14 protein-coding genes are annotated in these 19,007 nt (G+C 44.8%); 6 read left to right on the forward strand and 8 right to left on the reverse strand.

Annotated elements, in window-relative coordinates; all coding sequences use genetic code 11:
* Nucleotides 1-3 precede the first annotated feature (3 nt).
* From ACRRSX_RS15540 to ACRRSX_RS15555, 4 genes are all read left to right on the forward strand, one after another.
* Nucleotides 4-1,065, forward strand: coding sequence for a CobW family GTP-binding protein (locus ACRRSX_RS15540; RefSeq protein ID WP_432452296.1), 1,062 nt, complete (start codon nucleotides 4-6; stop codon nucleotides 1,063-1,065).
* Between the two features lie 47 nt (nucleotides 1,066-1,112).
* The gene (locus ACRRSX_RS15545) at nucleotides 1,113-1,586 is read left to right on the forward strand and encodes a peroxiredoxin (protein ID WP_432452295.1); all 474 of its coding nucleotides are present in this window, start codon (nucleotides 1,113-1,115) and stop codon (nucleotides 1,584-1,586) included.
* A gap of 60 nt (nucleotides 1,587-1,646) precedes the next feature.
* Nucleotides 1,647-2,402 (forward strand): S1/P1 nuclease, encoded by a 756-nt coding sequence (locus ACRRSX_RS15550; protein ID WP_432452294.1) that lies wholly within the window; start codon nucleotides 1,647-1,649, stop codon nucleotides 2,400-2,402.
* A gap of 95 nt (nucleotides 2,403-2,497) precedes the next feature.
* Nucleotides 2,498-3,457: a YbgA family protein gene (locus ACRRSX_RS15555; RefSeq protein WP_432452293.1), complete on the forward strand. Its 960-nt coding sequence runs from the start codon at nucleotides 2,498-2,500 to the stop codon at nucleotides 3,455-3,457.
* 115 nt (nucleotides 3,458-3,572) lie between these two features.
* On the opposite strand, the gene pelA is transcribed toward ACRRSX_RS15555, so the two are convergent.
* The 5 genes from pelA to ACRRSX_RS15580 form a co-directional block, all read right to left on the reverse strand.
* Nucleotides 3,573-5,111 carry a pectate lyase gene (gene pelA, locus ACRRSX_RS15560; RefSeq protein WP_432452292.1) on the reverse strand — a complete coding sequence of 513 codons (1,539 nt, stop codon included), beginning with the start codon at nucleotides 5,109-5,111 and terminating at the stop codon, nucleotides 3,573-3,575.
* A gap of 770 nt (nucleotides 5,112-5,881) precedes the next feature.
* On the reverse strand, nucleotides 5,882-6,010 hold the full coding sequence (locus ACRRSX_RS15565) for a hypothetical protein (protein ID WP_432452291.1): 129 nt from the start codon (nucleotides 6,008-6,010) through the stop codon (nucleotides 5,882-5,884).
* 166 nt (nucleotides 6,011-6,176) lie between these two features.
* Nucleotides 6,177-6,482: a YkgJ family cysteine cluster protein gene (locus ACRRSX_RS15570; RefSeq protein WP_432452290.1), complete on the reverse strand. Its 306-nt coding sequence runs from the start codon at nucleotides 6,480-6,482 to the stop codon at nucleotides 6,177-6,179.
* A 130-nt stretch (nucleotides 6,483-6,612) separates the two neighbouring features.
* A complete protein-coding gene (locus ACRRSX_RS15575) occupies nucleotides 6,613-7,569 on the reverse strand; it encodes an MBL fold metallo-hydrolase (protein WP_432452289.1) in 957 nt (318 codons plus the stop codon).
* Between the two features lie 348 nt (nucleotides 7,570-7,917).
* Entirely contained in the window at nucleotides 7,918-11,094 is a 3,177-nt protein-coding gene (locus tag ACRRSX_RS15580; protein WP_432452288.1) for a diguanylate cyclase, read from the reverse strand.
* Nucleotides 11,095-11,629: 535 nt separating this feature from the next.
* On the opposite strand from ACRRSX_RS15580, the gene ACRRSX_RS15585 reads away from it, so the two are divergent.
* The gene (locus ACRRSX_RS15585; protein WP_432452287.1) at nucleotides 11,630-13,570 is read left to right on the forward strand and encodes a TonB-dependent receptor domain-containing protein; all 1,941 of its coding nucleotides are present in this window, start codon (nucleotides 11,630-11,632) and stop codon (nucleotides 13,568-13,570) included.
* Between the two features lie 89 nt (nucleotides 13,571-13,659).
* Complete coding sequence (locus ACRRSX_RS15590; protein WP_432452286.1) at nucleotides 13,660-15,279, forward strand: alpha/beta hydrolase; 1,620 nt, start codon at nucleotides 13,660-13,662, stop codon at nucleotides 15,277-15,279.
* A gap of 119 nt (nucleotides 15,280-15,398) precedes the next feature.
* Here the strand turns inward: ACRRSX_RS15590 and ACRRSX_RS15595 are convergent, their stop codons facing one another.
* The 3 genes from ACRRSX_RS15595 to oppD all read right to left on the reverse strand — a co-directional run bounded on the left by ACRRSX_RS15595 (nucleotide 15,399) and on the right by oppD (nucleotide 19,000).
* On the reverse strand, nucleotides 15,399-16,727 hold the full coding sequence (locus tag ACRRSX_RS15595) for an anaerobic C4-dicarboxylate transporter (RefSeq protein WP_432452285.1): 1,329 nt from the start codon (nucleotides 16,725-16,727) through the stop codon (nucleotides 15,399-15,401).
* Between the two features lie 307 nt (nucleotides 16,728-17,034).
* The gene (oppF, locus tag ACRRSX_RS15600; protein ID WP_432452284.1) at nucleotides 17,035-18,024 is read right to left on the reverse strand and encodes a murein tripeptide/oligopeptide ABC transporter ATP binding protein OppF; all 990 of its coding nucleotides are present in this window, start codon (nucleotides 18,022-18,024) and stop codon (nucleotides 17,035-17,037) included.
* Nucleotides 18,017-19,000 (reverse strand): oligopeptide ABC transporter ATP-binding protein OppD, encoded by a 984-nt coding sequence (gene oppD / locus ACRRSX_RS15605; RefSeq protein ID WP_432452283.1) that lies wholly within the window; start codon nucleotides 18,998-19,000, stop codon nucleotides 18,017-18,019. The genes oppF and oppD overlap by 8 nt, the downstream gene beginning before the upstream one ends.
* Nucleotides 19,001-19,007: the final 7 nt, after the last annotated feature.

The raw sequence follows: 19,007 nt of genomic DNA on the forward strand, positions 1-19,007 counted from the left end.
TATATGCAAATCATCACTAAAGCGGTGCCAACCAATCTTATCTCTGGATTTTTAGGTGCAGGCAAAACTACCTTAATTAAACATCTGCTAGCCAACAAGCCTCCAGAGCAACGTTGGGCCGTTTTAAGCAATGAATTTGGCGAAATAGGTCTCGATGCCGACTTCATTTCCGCCGCAGACCCCGACTCAAAGGTATTCATCAAAGAAGTCCCCGGAGGATGCCTATGTTGCGCTGCAGGGGTGCCGTTTCAGGTGGCGCTGACACAACTATTACGAACGGCAAAACCAGACCGTTTATTAATCGAACCGACCGGCCTCGGCCATCCCAAACAAATTCGGCAACGCCTGCAAAGCTTAAGTGCTCAAGCACACTTACAGCTCGCGGCGACACTCACCTTAGTAGATGCTCGAGTAATTACCGACCCTCGCTATACCTCACACCCCAATTTTGCAGCACAGTTGGCAATTGCAGATCTGATCCTTGCCAGCAAAAGCGAAAGCTATCAATCGAAGGACCTAGAAGAACTGCAAGCTTTTCTTCGGCAGCTCGGGCTATCTGCCACCCCCTTACTCGCAATCCGTAGAGGAAAGTTAGCTCTAAACTATTTAGATGTAAACGGGCCTAAAGCAAAGGAACCAGAGCCATTCAGTCTAGGCTCAAATTCAATCGATGGATCTCTACAAGAGCAAGCGCTCACAGCCGTAAACGATCAACAAGCCCCGCTAACTAAAGCTATCTGCAAGGTTCAGCACCTTGAAGGATATACCAGTATCGGCTGGCATTTTCCTGCACAATATCGTTTTGAAGCGCAACAACTAGCTGCATTTATTAACACATTAGAGTTACTTCGAGCCAAAGTCCTATGCCAATGTGACCAAGGAAGCTTGTTACTGAATCGCCTTGGACAACACACTCACATCGAATACTTACCTGCCAATACCATCAACAAACTAGAACTGATTGGTCAAGACCTGCCCCAACTCGAACAACTTAATCATCAGTTACTGGCCTGCTGTCTCAATCCCAGCCAAGACTTGCTTGCCCAACTCAAGAATAGGCTCTAGTCTTAGCAATCGAGTATTCACCTGATTCAATCTAAAAGGAAGTCAGCATGATCGAAGTTGGACAAAAGTTACCCGAAGCTAGCTTAAGCGAATTAACCACCGACGGTATGAAAACCCATAAGCTGAATCAATTGTTTGCTGGCAAAAAAGTGGTTTTATTCGCGGTACCCGGTGCTTTTACGCCCACCTGCTCCGAAGCCCATCTACCAGGTTTTGTGGTCTTAGCCGATCAACTCAAGGCTAAAGGTGTGGATATTATCGCCTGTGTCGCAGTGAATGACGCTTTTGTAATGCAAGCCTGGGGAACAGCGCAAAATGCTGAGCAAATAATGATGCTAGCCGACGGAGATGCGAGCTTTACCAAGGCGCTAGGTCTAGAAATGGACACCGCTAGTTTTGGCGGTATTCGTTCACAACGCTATGCCTTGATTATCGACGACTTAACGGTCACAACGGTGAATGTTGAACAAGCAAAAAGTTTTGAGCGAAGTAAAGCAGAAACCATTTTAGACTTGCTGTAAATCCCAATCACGCTCGCTAACAGCTTTCGAGTGAACTGTTAGCGACATTGAGGTCGCAACTTGAAACGTTTTCATCTGCTATTGTGCTGTTGCTTGATTTCTTTTCCCTGTTTTGCTTTTGGTCATTTGGGCCATCAGTTAGTGGCTTATATTGCCCAACAGAATTTAACGCCTACCGTCACTCAACGGGTGAGCGATATTCTAGATGGAAAGTCACTGGTCGACGTCGCAAGCTGGGCCGATAAAATTCGTGACCAAAAACAATGGCAACATACCGGACCTTGGCATTACCTGAATATAGACAAGGGTAAAACTCTTGCCCAACAACGGCGCTCAGCAAAAGGTGATGTGCTCAGCCAGCTCGAGTATTTCGAGCGACAACTCGCTCAAGCAGCGAGCCACAACAAACAACAGCAAGCCTTAAAGTTTTATGTACACCTACTCGCCGATCTTCACCAACCCTTACACCTTGGTTATGCCCAAGATCGCGGCGGAAATACCCGCAAAATTAGCTGGTACGGTAAGCCCTCAAACCTCCATCGAGTCTGGGATAGTCAGCTATTAAATACCCGCTACGACTCCCCTGAGAACTATGCCAAGTGGCTCATCAAACACTATTCCAAACAAACTTTCGAGATTCATTTAAGTTATCCTCAGTGGATAGCCGAGACTCGTCAGCTGGTGCCACAGGCCTATCAATTTTCTAGTCCTCGACTTGGCCAGTCATATGTTAATCGTCACCGGGCAAGCCTAGAATTACAAATCGTCAAAGCTGGCCTCCGGCTCGCAGCCAAACTGAATCAACAACTAGGATAGACAGACACGACCAAAGATCGAATTTTTTTCAGCGTAAAGTGATCGCCCCACGCTCACTTGCGTATTAAGAATGAAGACAACCAGGGGAAAGCATCATGAACCGATTCTCTAGCGACAAAATTTCCGTCGGCATCAGTAGCTGCTTATTAGGCCAAGAAGTTCGTTACGACGGCGGACATAAGCAATCACGCTTCTGTCGTGTCGAGTTGGCTGAGTTTTTTAGCTTCGAGCCCACCTGCCCAGAGATGGCGATTGGCATGGGTAGCCCTCGCAAAGCGATTCGCTTAGTTCAGGATGACCAGCGGATCAGTCTGCAGGCCAGTGATGGCAGCTTCGATGTCACTGAAAAAATGCATGATTATACCGAGCGTCGCTTGCCGCAACTCGGTCATCTTAGCGGTTATATCGTCTGCGCTAAATCACCAAGCTGTGGCATGGAACGAGTCAGTGTTTATCATCCGCAGAAGAACAACGCAACTAAAGATGGCAGCGGCCTATTCACCGCTAAATTAATGCAGGCCTATCCCTTGCTTCCTGTAGAAGAAGATGGCCGGCTGAATGACCCCTTACTTCGGGAAAACTTTATTAACCGAGTGTTTGCTTACCATGAGTGGAAAAGCTTGGCCGACGAGGGCCTGAGTGTCGCGAAAGTACAGCGCTTTCATGCAAAATTCAAGTACCTATTGATGGCCCACCACCCAGAAAAATATCGTCATTTGGGTCCCTTAGTCGCGAATCTAAACGGTAATCATGACCAGAGCGGTTTTAACGCCTACATCGCTCAGTTTATGGCAATTCTTAAACACAACTGCAGCCGTAAAAATCACTGTAATGTATTGCTGCACTTGCAAGGTTATTTCAAACGCGAATTAAATCCCGAACAAAGACAAGAGCTGAGTGAACGGATCCACCAGTACCGTGAAGGCTTACTTCCCTTACTGGTTCCGATTAGTTTAATTCAACACTACTTGCGCGAGCACCCTAATCACTATGTTGCGATGCAGGCTTACCTAAATCCGCATCCAAATCAGCTGAAGTTACGCTATAGCCTTTAAAAACAAGGCCCATCACAGCGCTTTATTTCACAAAAAAAAGCTTTAAGCCTTTCGGCTTAAAGCTTTTACTTAACACAGGAACAAGGATTAAAGAACAGGATTAAGGTCTTTCTATTTACTCAGCTAAAACGTTCACCTTAGGCGAGTATTTCGCTTGCCATTTAGGATAATTATTTTTAATTAATTTACCCGGTGACGTTACCAACCAACTATATTTCACCCGACGCTCGTAGCTTACTTTTTCGTAAGCATCCAAGTGATCGCCTTGGCGATTAGAGAATAGCGGTTGCAGAGTTTCGGTATTGATAAAACGTGGCCATACGGTGCTACCTTGTTTATCAATCACAATTCGGTTGCGACCAAATTCAAGAGTGTCGTCTTTGGTCTTCACTAATTTTTTATCTTTAATGCTCTGAGACTTCAAGAAAGCCACAGAACTATTAATCGCATCAACAACTTCTGATGATGGTTTATCAATGCTCATCAAAAATTTGATCACTTTCACGCTCTCATCACCACTAATTGATGCAAGCTCGTATGAGCGACCGCGTTCACAGGCAAGCGTATCCACATTATATTGGGCACACCATCCGGTCTTCACGCCATTCACGACCACTTGGTTATCGAGAATAAAGCGGATCCCTTTATTCATTGAGGCTTTCGCGCGGGTCGCTAGGTCATCAGAAACAAAAGCAAAATCTTTAGTTTTATTCGCCACTTCTTCTAAAATATTGAGCGTATTAGAAATAGCATTATCATTGAACGTCACATGACGATGATAGCCTCGAGTTTGTGGGAAGAATTGTGGCCAACCCCCGTTGTCATATTGCCCATTAATTAAATACTCAACCCCACGAATGATGCTTTCTTGTAAACGTTGCTCTGAATGCTGTTGGTTAATCTTCGCCAACACTTCAATTTGCAAGTTCGTGGCATCGTTATCAATCGTAGATTTCTGACGATAAGTGGGAAAAGTATCACGATCATAAGCAACCGATAAATCATTAGAGCTACCAATCTTAAACCAGCCGCCATCTACATTTTGGTTAGCTAGCATAGCCTCTGCCACATTCTTCGCTTCTTTAGAGGCAAACCACTCTGGTTTTTGTTTGAGAATAGTCTTGGCCGAAATTTTGCCCTTATGCGCTTTAAAGATGGTACCGCTAGGGCGTAGTAGCGTTACTTCGGCAATGTGTCTAGATGAATTCCAAGTATATTTAGCGCCGAGTCCTTCAAATACAAAGCGAAATGGCACATACAAGGCCCCCTCTATGATCTGGGGTGCGGCTGGAGCCTTGACCGTTTTACCATTCACTACAGCATCAGCAGAATCAAGCACCATCGACACAACTTTTTTATTTAAACGATACTCAACCGTCTTACCATCAAAAGACATTTCACCGTTTAATTCATCAAAAATATCGTCTAACGGCGCTATCACCACCTTCTCTTTAGTCATCAGTGGTTTTAGATAATAAGCATCCAGTAGCTCATGATAACTCCCGTCGACTTTCATCATCGGCTCACTCATGATCAATGAAACCGTATGTAAGTCACTATTTTCCCAAGTCACGGCTTGTTCTGCATAAGCCGAACTTGCAGTGCAAGCGGCTGCCAGCATCAGGGCTAAATAAGTTTTTTTAACCAACTTCATTCTGCTTCTCCAAATACTTATGTTTAGTCGTCGACAAGCTTCTCTGCTTTACCACAGCCAATGAAATAATCGACAAATGCTCTGTACAAAATAAAACATCGCTAGCACTTTTACGGTTGGCCATTGAATGACCAATGACGACCCAGTTCAGCTAACTATATCGGTACAGCTTTAAGAAACGATGGTTGTATATTATTAAAAAGCGGTTTTAAAAAAGAAGATCGAAGTCTGGTTTTTCTATATATGATTTGAATTGATTCACAAAAACAAACTTCCGTAGCAAAAAATATCCTTTATTTTAATAAACTTACCCATCATTACTAACTCCCCCAAAAAAGTTGACTCACTCCAGGAACCACAAGCTGGCATAGGGCGGTCGTCATCGAGAACCGATCACTCTAATTAGATAAGCTCTTACTGAGATAAAGGCTTAATTCATATGATGGGCAAAGGTATGGAAACAGCGTTTTAACTCACCGAATGCCACGCCTAAGAGCAAACACTTTGGCTATCGCCTGTTTATAGGGACCACATACGCTAGATTAAGTAAAAATTGGCCCTTGTTGGTGCGACATTACGGGCTATTTGTTCGAGATATTTTTATTGCGCAGCGCTAACCACGCTTGCTCACTTGGCATCTCTTAAATTTGGGTACAGAATCCCCCCAAAAAAATCAGAATTCCAATCAGCTCTTGAGTCAACATAAACATAAGCTGCAACGTCTACCTTGATCCGTGTGGAGAATAAACCAAGCAGCCCCCAAACGAACTTTAAATCCGATGAAGTATTTGGACCCGAGCTTCCACAACAACGACAAAAATCGCAGGTAACTCTCCAGACAAGATAAATGAGACTTCACTACACAAACAGCTTTCTTTCATTTCATCTCCATACCACATTCACGCTCCATCGCTCGAAGCGAAATGGTGCATCCTGCGGAATGTTTTAACATCATCCTTTGTAACTGAAATGCCGACATAAACTTCGAATGGACTATCCAGCAAGGCTTCTGTCGTGAAATGCTTGATAAAATAAATGAACTTTGTGTTCTAGCTCGATGGGAAATCAAGTGAGCATCGATAGCGCTCTCTCATTTCGACACTGATAGGATCCCATTTCAAATTCGCGACAGATCCAAGGCCGGTTTTCATATATAGAACACAGTAAAGTCTCACGATCCAACGCTGAGCACCAGCCATCATCTAAACGTAGCATGCTTTCACCGCCCCATTCATCAACAACAATATGATGGTCGGGAACCCCTGTGTCGCTAATAATCATAACTTCTAATCGACAACAGCAAGCATGGCAATTAGAACAGCTGACTTCAGTTTCGGATAATATTTTAATATTAATCGCCACATATCTCATCTATTGGAACAGCAGGGGATTTTACCCTAAGAGACGGAAACTCGAAATCAATTTGGATGATTGACTTCGCCCCTCTATAGGGCCACCAGCAGCACACCTAAAATCAAGGCAACAAATCTCGGCAAGCAAATCACTCTCGCTCAAAGACTCGGGTTTCACCAATCGCCATATGGATAAACTGGCTATTATCATCCAATTGCGTTTGAGTCAGTTTATCCAGCAGTTCAGCAGGCTCCATCACTGGTTCGGCAGTCAATGGATAAGTCCCCCAATGCATGCCAATGGATAATTTTGAACGCACATCTTGATGCACTTTTATCGCCTCTGCCACATCAACATGTTGATCTTTCATAAAACCCCTAGGGGAATAGGCCCCAATAGGAATCAAGGCTACGTCAATTTCGCCTGCCCATTGGCCAATCTCTTTAAAATCATAAGGGTTATAACCGGTGTCACCAGCAAACCATAAACGTTTGCCGCCCAGTTCAATTAGCCAACTTGCCCAATGGGTTTTATTTCGATCAAATACCCCCCTTCCAGACCAATGCTGGCTCGGGGTTGCGGTAATACTCGCCGCACCAAAGGTTTGATGGTCCCACCAAGCAAGTTCATTGACTCGCTGAGCATCGATTCCTTGTTTTTCAAACCAGGGTTTTAGGCCTTCAGGCACAAAGTAATTGGTCCGATTCCCCAAATGTTTAATGGTATTTTCATCTAAGTGGTCATAGTGATTATGCGATATCAACACAAAATCAATATTGGGTAGATCTTCTAAATCGAAGGTAAGTGGGACAAGGCGCTTCGGTCCAGCAAAAGACATCGGTGAAACTCGTTCACTAAACACCGGGTCGGTCAAAAAATTCACTCCAGCAACTTGAATCAAAAAACTAGAGTGGCCTAACCAAGTAATTTTGGTCGCCTCATCAACACGATTAATTAATTGGCTATCGACAGACTGGCGCGGTATATCTGCTGCCTGGGCCGCTTGGTCGGCCCACTTGGGTTCACCAAAGTAGCGAACATAGAAGAACTTTAATGGGTTTTTTTCTATCGCTGGAATATGATTATTTTTGAATTGCTTACTCATGCTAACACTACACGCAATGAGCGCTACTGCACCAATTCCAACAAGCAAAGTTTGTACAACTGTCACTGCCACAAGATTCCCTATGTTCAAACACATGAATGGTCGATGACTCACTATCCCCCAAAAGATGAGTAATGACTATCACAAACCTTCATAAAAATAATGAGATAATCAACAGTTTAAAGATGGGCTTAGGCAAATACAAGGTTGGCAGCACCACGCTGTTTGAACAAACTAAGCTTATGTTTCATTTATGGTAAATGAAGCGAGCGATAAGCGACCAATATATTGCCAAACTTTGAGTGGCGTTAGTCCGCAATGAAAGCGTTGCTTATCGCCTAGCCGACTTCATCGACTGATCACTTTCACCCGGCCTTTTCCTTCGGCCTTGGCTTTATACAAAGCTTTATCTGCTTGTTTTAACAACCACGCTTCATTTAAGTCCGTATGCACCATACCACCGCAATCGGTAATCCCGATGGAGCAGGTTAAATCAGGTAGATTCTCCACTAACTCAACGCTGTCGGCCCACTCAATTAATTGTGGTTTTAAATAATGGTGTAATTGTAAGTTATCTAATAAACGCTCTGCGCTTATCTTCGCTTGGCTGTGACTCACATTTGGGAATACCACAACAAACTCATCCCCGCCCCAACGCGCAACAATATCACTGGCTCGCATCGTTTGAATCAGTATCTCGGCAAACGCACAAAGTACGCGATCCCCCACATCGTGACCAAGCAAATCATTCACAAATTTAAAATTGTCTAAATCTATATAGGCTAAAGAGCAATAGTAACTGCCAGATTGCTGCGCACAAATGACTAACTCTTGTTCAAGGCGAGCCAATAGGGCTTGACGATTAAACAAGCCCGTTAAAGGATCGGTGGTCGACATTTTTAACAGATTTTCTCGATGCCTTAGCTGCTGTAATTGACTGCCAAGCTGTCGGCTCACCAATTGCAGGGTATCTTGATCCTGACGATCGAAGTAGCGATTACTATTGACGTTACACAAAGTCATTGCCGCATAAAGGTGCCCATCCACAAAAATAGGTAAACACACCAGCGAGTTATAGGTGGCACGCTTGCCATCTTCTCCCTTAGAGAAGAAACTATTTTCGACCCAAATGTTCTGGTGTTCTTTAATCTTATGAAGATATTGCTGTACCTGAGAGTCTGGCAAACTATGACCCTCGGTCCACGCCTGCCACTGGTCAACGTTTAGGTAATGGATCATGCCTCGCTGTACCGTGAAATTACCACAAACTAATTTCAAGCTTTCGTTGGCTAGATCCTGACTATTGTCAAAGCGCTCTGGAAGAGATTGCATTCGACTAATCAATTGCATCTCTCGCAAACGCTGTTGCACTTGGCGTAACTGCATCCCTTGCTTCGCATTTCGCACCAAGTCTTCGAGATAAAGCTGTACCGGTAATAAACGGACCGCTTTAATCTGTCGAGAATAAAAGACGTTTCGCTGACTGATAACTTGCTGAATATCGATAAAAATTTGGGAAAAATGAGGTAAGTCTAATAACTCACACATCGCTAAGCTTTGGCTTAATAGCCGTTCACAGCCTAGCCAATCCCCCTGACGACTATACACTTCTAGCAATTCACAGCTACATTGCGGCAATAAACGAGTATCCATATCCACTACGTCCCCCAAAATGGCGGGGGCAGCTTCAAATACTTGCCGAGCTTCATCTAAGCGCTCATCTGCCACATATAAAGCGCCTTGTAGCAAGCTCATTAAAAACTCACCCGTGCTAGAGGGTTTAAACGGTAGCCCCTGCATCCGCTCTAGACATTGCTGAGCTCTTGCTAACTCACCTAACTTCGCATGACAAAAACCTTTCAGACTAAATACATCATAGAGGTTACGAAATGGGAAGTGAGTCATTTGCCTAATCCGACACACCCGAACCAACTGCTCAAGCACGTCACTGGCTTGCTGATAATCTCGAGTACAAAAATACAACCAAGCAAAATTGTAAAGAGTTGCCACCAGCTCTGAATAATCGCCACTATGACGAATAATATTATAGGCGGCCAAATACTGTTGTTGCGCTTCGGGATACTTCTCAAGCAAGGTGTTAAAATAACCAGTCCCATTATACATTCGCACCCGTTCACTGGCCTCCCCCAATGCTTCCCGGATCCGAGAGCTAATCGCAAAACATCGAAAAGTCGCATGATAACGGCCCACATAGGAATAGATGATCCCCTTACTATGATAACTGGCGGCGATACCTTGATGATGGCCAATTTTACGCGCTAAATTAACCGCTTTCTGAGTAAACTCCAGTGCCAGCGTTGCCTCCAGCTCCTCATAAAAACGTAAATAGGTATAGTAATTACGTAGAGCATATAATCGGGAGCAGTTCATCTGATAACGATGCAATGTTTTATCAAGCAGCTCAAACTGCTTTAGCTGTACAGGTGTCGAAGACTTATCATGGGCGTAATAATTCACAAACCAAGATTGAGCCAATAGCCGCCCATGACCCGCCTGCTCTGCGACTTCGATAGCGGCTTCTGAATACTGCATTGCCTCTTCAAAACGCTGCTGTTGGACTAAACTTAGGCTCAGTAAGTTAAGCTGCTTTACCCTATCATCCGTGCGACAGGGAGACGCTTCAGAAACCGATACTAACTCTAATTCCGTCACCGCCTCATTCAATTCTCCCTGATAAAGTAAGGCTTCAGCAAGTTGTAACTGTAACTGTTCAACAGCCGGGCTTGCTACGTCCCCCGCATCGAGCAACACCCTTGCAGCAGCTTCAGCTTCTGGCCACGCCATACTCTGGATATTCTCTGCCACTAATTGCATCGAGACTTCACCCTGTTCCCGATAGTGCCAAATCGGCTTTAATAAGGCTTGACTCGGAGGAACCCGATACAACAAAGTCATATCATCCAACCAATCAAGAAAACCTTCCCATGCTTCGTCATCTTGGCGATGACTAAGTGCATACTGGGTATCCACCTCTATCATCACCATAATTGGATTTTTCAGTTGATGATTGACTAAGCCGATTAAAGTTTGAATCGCGGAAGCAGAAGCGAAATGCCAACCCGTCATCACCAAAATACAAGGTTCATCCAACAGCAATTCGACTAAACGTAAAATAGCCTGCTGTAAAGCTCGCTGCTCAAAATACAAATCATCCATTAACAATAATTCAGTTCGAGGATGAATCTTTCCGGTTAATAGCCCACTTAAGCACTGCTGTAAGGGAACAAAATCAGTTGCAAGCTTCACTAAGGCTGCCACTGAATAATTAGATTGTGGCAACTGATGCATAAACAAGGCAAACAAGGCTCGGTAAGGAGAGTAAATACTTTGCTGATTCAGGCTAATCAGTTTCAACGATAACTGTTGTTGCTCGGCAAATGCAGAAGCCCAACGAGCAAGACTCTCTGCGTCGCTACTTTGATAAAAACTAAAACTCGCTTGACGGCACTGGGCTCTCTTCCATTCGGTCTCGATACGTTGTGAAAAATGATCGACTCGGGGCATGTTGTTTAATCGCCTCCTCAGGCTATTCAAGGTTGAAGATGATGATCCCTTCTGCTTGCATGTTTATCCACGGAAGTTTCGGTGCAGTGCGTGATATCTCAAGAACAAGCAATTCAACCAAACTTTACACTCAAAACGGCTTAAGCAATACCGCTGAGGTTAAGCTCAACTTCTATATTCTTTCGAACAAAATGAACCACGAAACATGAAGCGACCCTAGTCTTCTTCACATTTCATTCTCATGCGAATTGTAAAGTAATGACTAAAATAACTATATTGTCAGCGTCACATAAACTCGTTCAGCCGATTTATTTAAACGGTACGATTAAATAAATCTGGCGAAAATGATCTAAAAACTCCTTTTTTAAGATCCACTACAAATATCAAATAAAAATCATTCTTATTTGCATTCAATGTTGATACTATTACAAACACTGAGTAATAGTCTGATTTCATGAATGAATTTTTCAATTGGATGACCTTCCCAAAATCAGCAACAAATTTTAAAACTAAACTTTATGCTACAAGGAGCGTTATGAATAACTCACTTCCCCCGATCCTCTCCCTCACTCAAAGTAAACTGGCATTGCTGGTCGCTGCTGTCTTACTCAATTCTCACAGCAGCATCGCGGCTGATGCCCCGCTTGATAACCCGGTGATGGTGGTGACCGCTTCGTCAACCGAACATACAGTACAAACTGCCCCCGCGTTCACCACCGTAATTACCGCTGAAGATATTAAAGCTTCACCGGTTAACGGTTTACCCGATATCTTGGAAAAATACGCAGGCATTATCAATAACAGCGATAGCAGTGGCCGCAATGCCATTTACATTCGGGGAATGGATCAAGGTTACACCCTTATTTTGGTCAATGGTAAGCGGGTATCCTCTTCTGCTTCACTATGGCGAGGCGGTGATTTTGATTACAGCTCAATCCCCTTAGATGCGATTGCTCAAGTAGAAATTGTTCGTGGCCCGATGTCTGCCCTATATGGCTCCGATGCCATTGGAGGCGTGATCAATATCATCACCAAGGCACCAGGTAAAGTTTGGGGAGGAAGCATTCGTCAAGATAATGTTGTGATGACATCCGGTGACGAGGGCGCTCAGAGCCGAACCAACCTGTACGCTTCAGGACAGCTCAATGATCGGCTCAGCTTATCAATTGCTGGTGAAATCTACGACCGAGATGCTTGGTACTTAGATGAAAATATGGGAACAGAAGCGCCCGCCCTAGAAGCCAAAAATAGCCAAAATATTTACACCACTTTGTATTGGGATATCAATAACCAACAACAAGCAGAATTTGATTTCAACTATAACCATGATGAGCGGCCCTATTCAAGCTATGGCGATATTAGCTCGCTTCGTGCTCAGGCGATTGATCGCATGACCTTTGGCGCAACACACCGCGGGCAATGGGCCTGGGGTAGTTCAACGCTCTACGCAAATTATGAAACCAGTACCATCGATGATTACAACAATCGCTACGACGCCCCGCAACAACGCCAAGTCAAAGAAAATAACTTGCTCATTAACGGCTCTATAAATACCGAGCTCGGCTTCAACAACATCACTGCCGGTGGAGAGTTACAACAGCAGCAGATCAAAGATCCAGTTGGTTACCAACCCAGCGGAGAAGCCAATACCACCATGTATGCAGTCTACCTGCAAGATGAGCTGAGCTTAGGTGATAAATTAACCCTAACTTTGGGCGGACGCTACGATGATCATGAAGTATTTGGTGGTCATTTTACACCTCGTTCCTACCTGGTTTATCAAGCAAGCAATGCCTTAACTCTAAAAGGTGGGGTAAGCAAGGCCTACAAAGCACCACAAACCTATCAAACCAATCCTGAATATCAGATTATTAGCTGTGGTGGTGGTTGTTCAATCTCAGGAGATCCTGACTTAGCAGCCGAAACCAGTGTCAACTATGAATTAGGTTTTGAGTATCTTCAAGCGTCTTGGGATGTCAGCGTGGCACTTTATCGCAGCGAAGTTGAAAACTTAATTGAAGCACAATATGCGGTCATCAATGGTACGCCAAGCAGATGGTGGGACAACGTTGGCGAAGCAACACTACAAGGTGTCGAACTGTCGGGTGCGGTAGATATCACCCAAGATATTAGTTTATTGGGTAACTACACTTATCTAGATGCTGAAGACAACGCAGGCAACCCATTAAGTAATCGCCCTGAACATGTGGCCAATGCCAATCTAAACTGGTGGGTGAGCGAACGACTCAATAGCATCGTTTCAGCGGTATACACCGGCAAACAATATAATTCGGGCTCCGAGCTGCCCGCTTACACCACCGTGGATTTAGGCCTTGCCTTCCAGGCAACCACTGCGCTAAACCTTAAAGCTGGTGTTAAAAATCTGTTTGATCTTCGTTTAGACGAAAAATCGCAAGACTTTAGCGGTCATGAGTTAGGGCGAAATGTCTACTTAAGTGCTAATTACGACTTCTAAATTAACGCACTTTTAGCCATACCAAAGTCAGTCAAAGGCTTCCTGAAAGCCTTGCTGGCTTTGGTATTCCTTGTCAATTTGGAGCCTTTATGCCTCTTTCTCGAAAAAAAACATCCCGAAAACTCGTGAAACAATTGCCCAGCTTATGTTGCTTATTAAGCTTAAAACTCGCCGCGGCCCCCCTTCCCATCGAGCAAACGATTTCCTTAGATGCACATCAATCCCATTCTTGGTCCATCGCACTTCAGTCTGGGGATTATCTCAGCGGTAAGTTTTCGGCCACCAATAAACTCGAACAAGCCACCCTAGATGACCCAAATGGCAAGCGGATAAAGCAATTATTACTCAGCCCGAGTCAAGGACAAAGTCTTCACTTAGTCGCCCAGCAAAGTGGCAATTATCAGTTAACACTCACCAATGCCGCAGTCCCGAATCAGCTGACCCTAAAATTACGTAAACCTGCTTTAGCGATGCAAACCGCTCAAACCACACTCGCCAGCCAAACCCTGCAAGAGCTGATCGCTCAATATGTCAAAGCGGGCAATACCGAATTATTTTGGCAACAGATATCGCACATCGGCAGCCCACTCATCGAAGCCATTGCGCCCCATCGCATCGATGAGCCAAAGGGCAGTTCCTTAGTCACCTTCCTCTGGCGAGGTGCCAAACACAATGTCAAACTGCTCGGCGGACCCGGTCACGAACATCACACCTTCAAGCAAATTGAGGATAGCGACATTTGGTATTTAAGTCTAAGCTTGCCCAACAACAGTCTATTTTCCTATCAAATTGCCCCCGATGTCCCAACCCTTGCTGAAAGTGGCCGAGCACAACGCGTTGCGATTTTAAGTACTGCGCAACGGGACCCCTTCAATCCGAACACTTGGCATTTTTCTGAACGACAAGATAAATATACCAGTAAATCGATATTACGCCTGGCTGCGGCCCCCGCAGAGCCTTGGCTAACACCCGTAGCAACACATCAGGGAACGCTAAGCCAAAGCCAAATAAGCAGCAAAATATTAAACAATAGCCGCGATGTTTATCTATATCGCAGTGCCAATCCCGCTGCTGATTCTAGCCTGCCCTTAGTTATCTTTTTCGATGCCGAGAGTTATCTTCAGCAAGCGCAAACGCCACAACTGCTGGATAACTTAGTCAATGCTAAAAAAATACCGGCGCTGAACGCAGTATTTATCAGTAACCCCAGCGCCCAAAGCCGCGCAACAGAATTAGCCTGCAACCCTCAGTTTTCATCTTTTTTAGCAAAAGAATTACTGCCATGGCTCGCGCAGCAAAACATTACGGCACCTGCAAAACAAACCATTTTAGCAGGTTCTAGCTATGGAGGTTTAACAGCAGCATGCACAGCAACCCTATATCCCGAGTTATTTGGCGGCGTTCTAAGCTTGTCCGGTTCATTTTGGTGGGGGCCAAAGATGGACCCGAGTCGCCAGCATCAACCTGAATGGCTCACTCAACAGCTTGCGCTCAAACCAACCAGCACAGTACGCTGGTATCTTAGTGCTGGCTTGTTTGAAGAAACATGGATATTGCCCCCAAACCGACGTTTAAAAAGCCTGTTAGATGCCAAAGGGTATCAAAGTCAGCTCAGTGAAATAGCTGGCGGTCATGACATGTTGGCTTGGCGAACCCAATTACCGGAAGGACTTATATATTTACTCGACCCGCAACAGCCGCAACGCTAAAAGCGGTATCGTTTGCTTTATCGGGCGACTCATCCCCCAAATAATAGGGAGGCTTAAAGCCTCCCTATTATTTTTGGCTTGAACAAGGGTCACTCAAGATGAGCCCCCCAATCAAACCGCTAACCAATAATAATTTGTCCCAGTACGTATCCCAAGCAGCTCGCACCAATCACGCCAATTAAGCCAACCGACATAAACGAGTGATTGAAATACCACTTGCCAATCTTAGTGGTTCCAGACGTATCAAAATTAACCGTTGCAATATCGGATGGATAATTTGGAATAAAGAAATAACCATATACCGCAGGCATTAAACCAATCAGTAATGCCGGTTCTAAGCCCAGACCCAAGCCAACTGGTAACATCATCCGCGCGGTAGCAGCTTGAGAATTCACCACCACAGACACAATAAAGAGCGCCAATGCAAAGGTCCATGGATAATTAGTCACCATCTCCACAATACCACTTCTAAATTGGGGCATGGCGTATTGGAAATAGGTATCCGACATCCAGGCAATCCCAAAAATAGCAATGGCTGCAACCATGCCCGATTTAAATACCACACCATTAGGAACATCACGTGGGTCAGTCTTGGTTGCGAGTAGAATCACCCCACCAAAAGCCAACATCATCATTTGAATAATCACCGACATTTTAATCGGCTTATCACCATCAACGATGGTGCGGATCTCTGGCACCATGGCGATAATCACAATCGTTACAATCGCAGCTAGAAATAACAGAACGGCATTTCTGGCTTTGCTCGGTAAGACCTCATCTAAAGAAGTCGCTGTGGTATTGAGTATTTTTTCACGCCATACCGGATCCTTTAAGCGCGCTTGGTATTCTTCATCCTGATCTAATTCTTTACCGCGTTTTAAGCTATATAAAGACATCAATAGTGTGCCAAACAAGGTTGCCGGTACGGTCACCATCAAGATAGATAGCAACGTAATATCGGCCCGAAGATCAGCTAGCTGAGCCAAATAATAAACCACTGCAGCAGAAATCGGCGATGCGGTAATCGCGATTTGCGAAGCCACCGATGAAGCCGCCATAGGTCGTTCAGGCCGGATCCCATTTTTTAAAGCCACATCACCAATAATCGGCATGATGGAATACACTGCGTGACCCGTGCCTAAAAGAAAAGTCATCGTATAAGTCACAAAAGGGGCAATAAGAGTCACCCGTTTAGGGTTCTTTCTTAACAATTTCTCGGCCACCTGCAACATATACTTTAAGCCGCCGGCAGCTTCCAAAATTGAAGCGCAGGTCACCACCGCCAAGATGATTAACATCACGGTGACTGGCGGTGAGGTTGGTGGCATCTTGAAGAAGAAGACTTCAATCGCCAAACCAATCCCCGAGACAACCCCTAATCCAATCCCACCGTAACGAGAGCCGGTATAGAGCATGAGCAACAGAAATAGAAACTCAAAATACAGCATCAATAGATCCCTTAAAATGATAGCGTTAGCGCTATTTTCCACTGAGTGTCGATGTGGTTATGCCAAATACTTCACACTCTACTAACACAAAATAAGCAGTGACAAATAGTCAGAGTCAGCTCACGCCACACGCCTAAAAAGTAAATAAACTAAACCTAAAATGTAAGTAGCAAGTTAGCTAAGTTGAACAGCTAAGTTAAATTAATAGCTTGCGCCACTCCCCTATTGAAGAGACAGCTTATGAGGGACCTTATCCAATAAAAAAGCTAGGCTTATTAGCCTAGCTTTTGATACCAACCAAGGCGTTTTACACGCTGGTATGAAGACAACTGACCGAGTGCTGGTCATTGCCAAGCAACTGCGGTTTAGTTTTCGCACACTGTTCCGTCGCAATAGGACAGCGAGTGCGGAAAACACAGCCCGAAGGAGGATGAATTGGCGAAGGTAGATCGCCTTCCAATAGTTGAATTGTTTTACTACGCTCCAACTTCGGATCCGGGATTGGTACTGCTGACATCAGGGCTTTGGTATAAGGATGACTTGGCTTATTAAACAAGGCATCGGAGGTGCCTAGTTCAACCGAATTACCTAAATACATTACCAAAACGCGGTCAGAAATATGTTTAACCACTGATAAGTCATGGGCAATAAAAATAAGGCTCAAGCCCATTTCCGCTTGTAACTCTTTCAGCAAGTTAACCACTTGCGCTTGAATAGAAACGTCCAGCGCCGACACTGGCTCATCACAAATAATCATCTTTGGTTCGAGGATCAGCGCGCGCGCAATTCCAATTCGTTGACATTGTCCGCCAGAAAATTCATGTGGATAACGGTTAATCACGTTAGGCAACAAGCCGACCTTCATCATCATTTTTTGAACCCGCTGCTTGACTTCTTGCTTGTTCAATTTGGGATAAAAGGTTTCTAATGGCTCGGCGATGATGTCGCCAATCGTCATCCGCGGGTTAAGCGAGGCCAATGGATCTTGGAAGATCATCTGAATTTCTTTGCGTTTCTCACGCAGCTCTTTATGTGGCAAGCGAGTTAAATCCTGGCCTAACCACACCACTTTGCCTGCTTCGGCCGGAACCAAACCAATCACCGCTCGAGCAAAAGTCGATTTACCACAGCCCGATTCTCCAACCACCCCTAAGGTTTCACCCTGATAGAGTTTTAATGACACACCATCAACCGCTTTCAAGGCAGCTGCGGGAGTCCAAGGCAATGCTTTTGCATCTTTAATGCGGAAGTATACTTTCAAGTCTACGACATCAAGCAACAAGTTTTTTTCACTCATGCGATTGTCCTCCCGATAAATGAAAATCGTTATGACAAGCACGCTGACGTTGTCCACCAAAATGAGTCAGGATCGGACTTTCATCTAAACAGCGTTGACTAACACGATGACAACGCTCTTGGAAAGGACAACCTTGCGGTAAGCGAAGTAAGTTAGGCGGATTCCCAGGAATGGTCGGTAAAATTTCGCCCTCTGTATCTAAACGAGGGATCGCTTTTAGCAGACCTTCGGTATAAGGGTGGCTTGGGCGATAAAATACTTCTTCTGCAGTGCCATATTCCATGGTACGACCGGCATACATCACCAGTACTTTCTCGCATAGGCCAGCCACAACCCCTAAATCATGGGTAATCATAATAATGGCGGTATTAAATTCACTTTTCAGCTCATTCAGTAAGGTCATGATTTGCGCCTGCACTGTCACATCTAAGGCGGTGGTAGGTTCATCGGCAATCAATAACTGTGGTCGACAAAGTAGTGCCATTGCAATCATCACCCGTTGACGCATCCCACCAGAAAACTCATGGGGATACATCGCCATACGCTTTTCAGCCTCGGGCATTTTAACCGCATCTAACATTCTCAGCGCTTCAACATGCGCTTCTTTATTATTCATCCCTTTATGCAGGCGTAATACTTCTTTAAGCTGCTCCCCCACCTTCATGTAAGGATTAAGAGAAGTCATCGGATCTTGGAAAATCATCGCGATTTTCTCTGCCCGGATGGCATTCAGCTTTTTCTCTGGCAAGTTCAAAATTTGCTGGCCATTAAATAGCGCTTCACCAGTAATGATGCCATTTTTCGCCAACAACCCCATTAAAGCAAAAGCGGTTTGGCTTTTACCCGAGCCTGACTCACCGACAATCCCTAAGGTCTGCCCTGCTTCCAGTGAAAAGGTTAAATCGTTCACCGCGGTTACACTGCCTTCTGGAGTTGAGAACTCCACCCGAAGGTCTTTCACATCTAATAAACTCATTGTTCTA

Origin of the sequence: Agarivorans sp. QJM3NY_30 (genome assembly GCF_050870855.2) — a bacterium.
In the GTDB taxonomy this organism is placed as follows: domain Bacteria; phylum Pseudomonadota; class Gammaproteobacteria; order Enterobacterales; family Celerinatantimonadaceae; genus Agarivorans.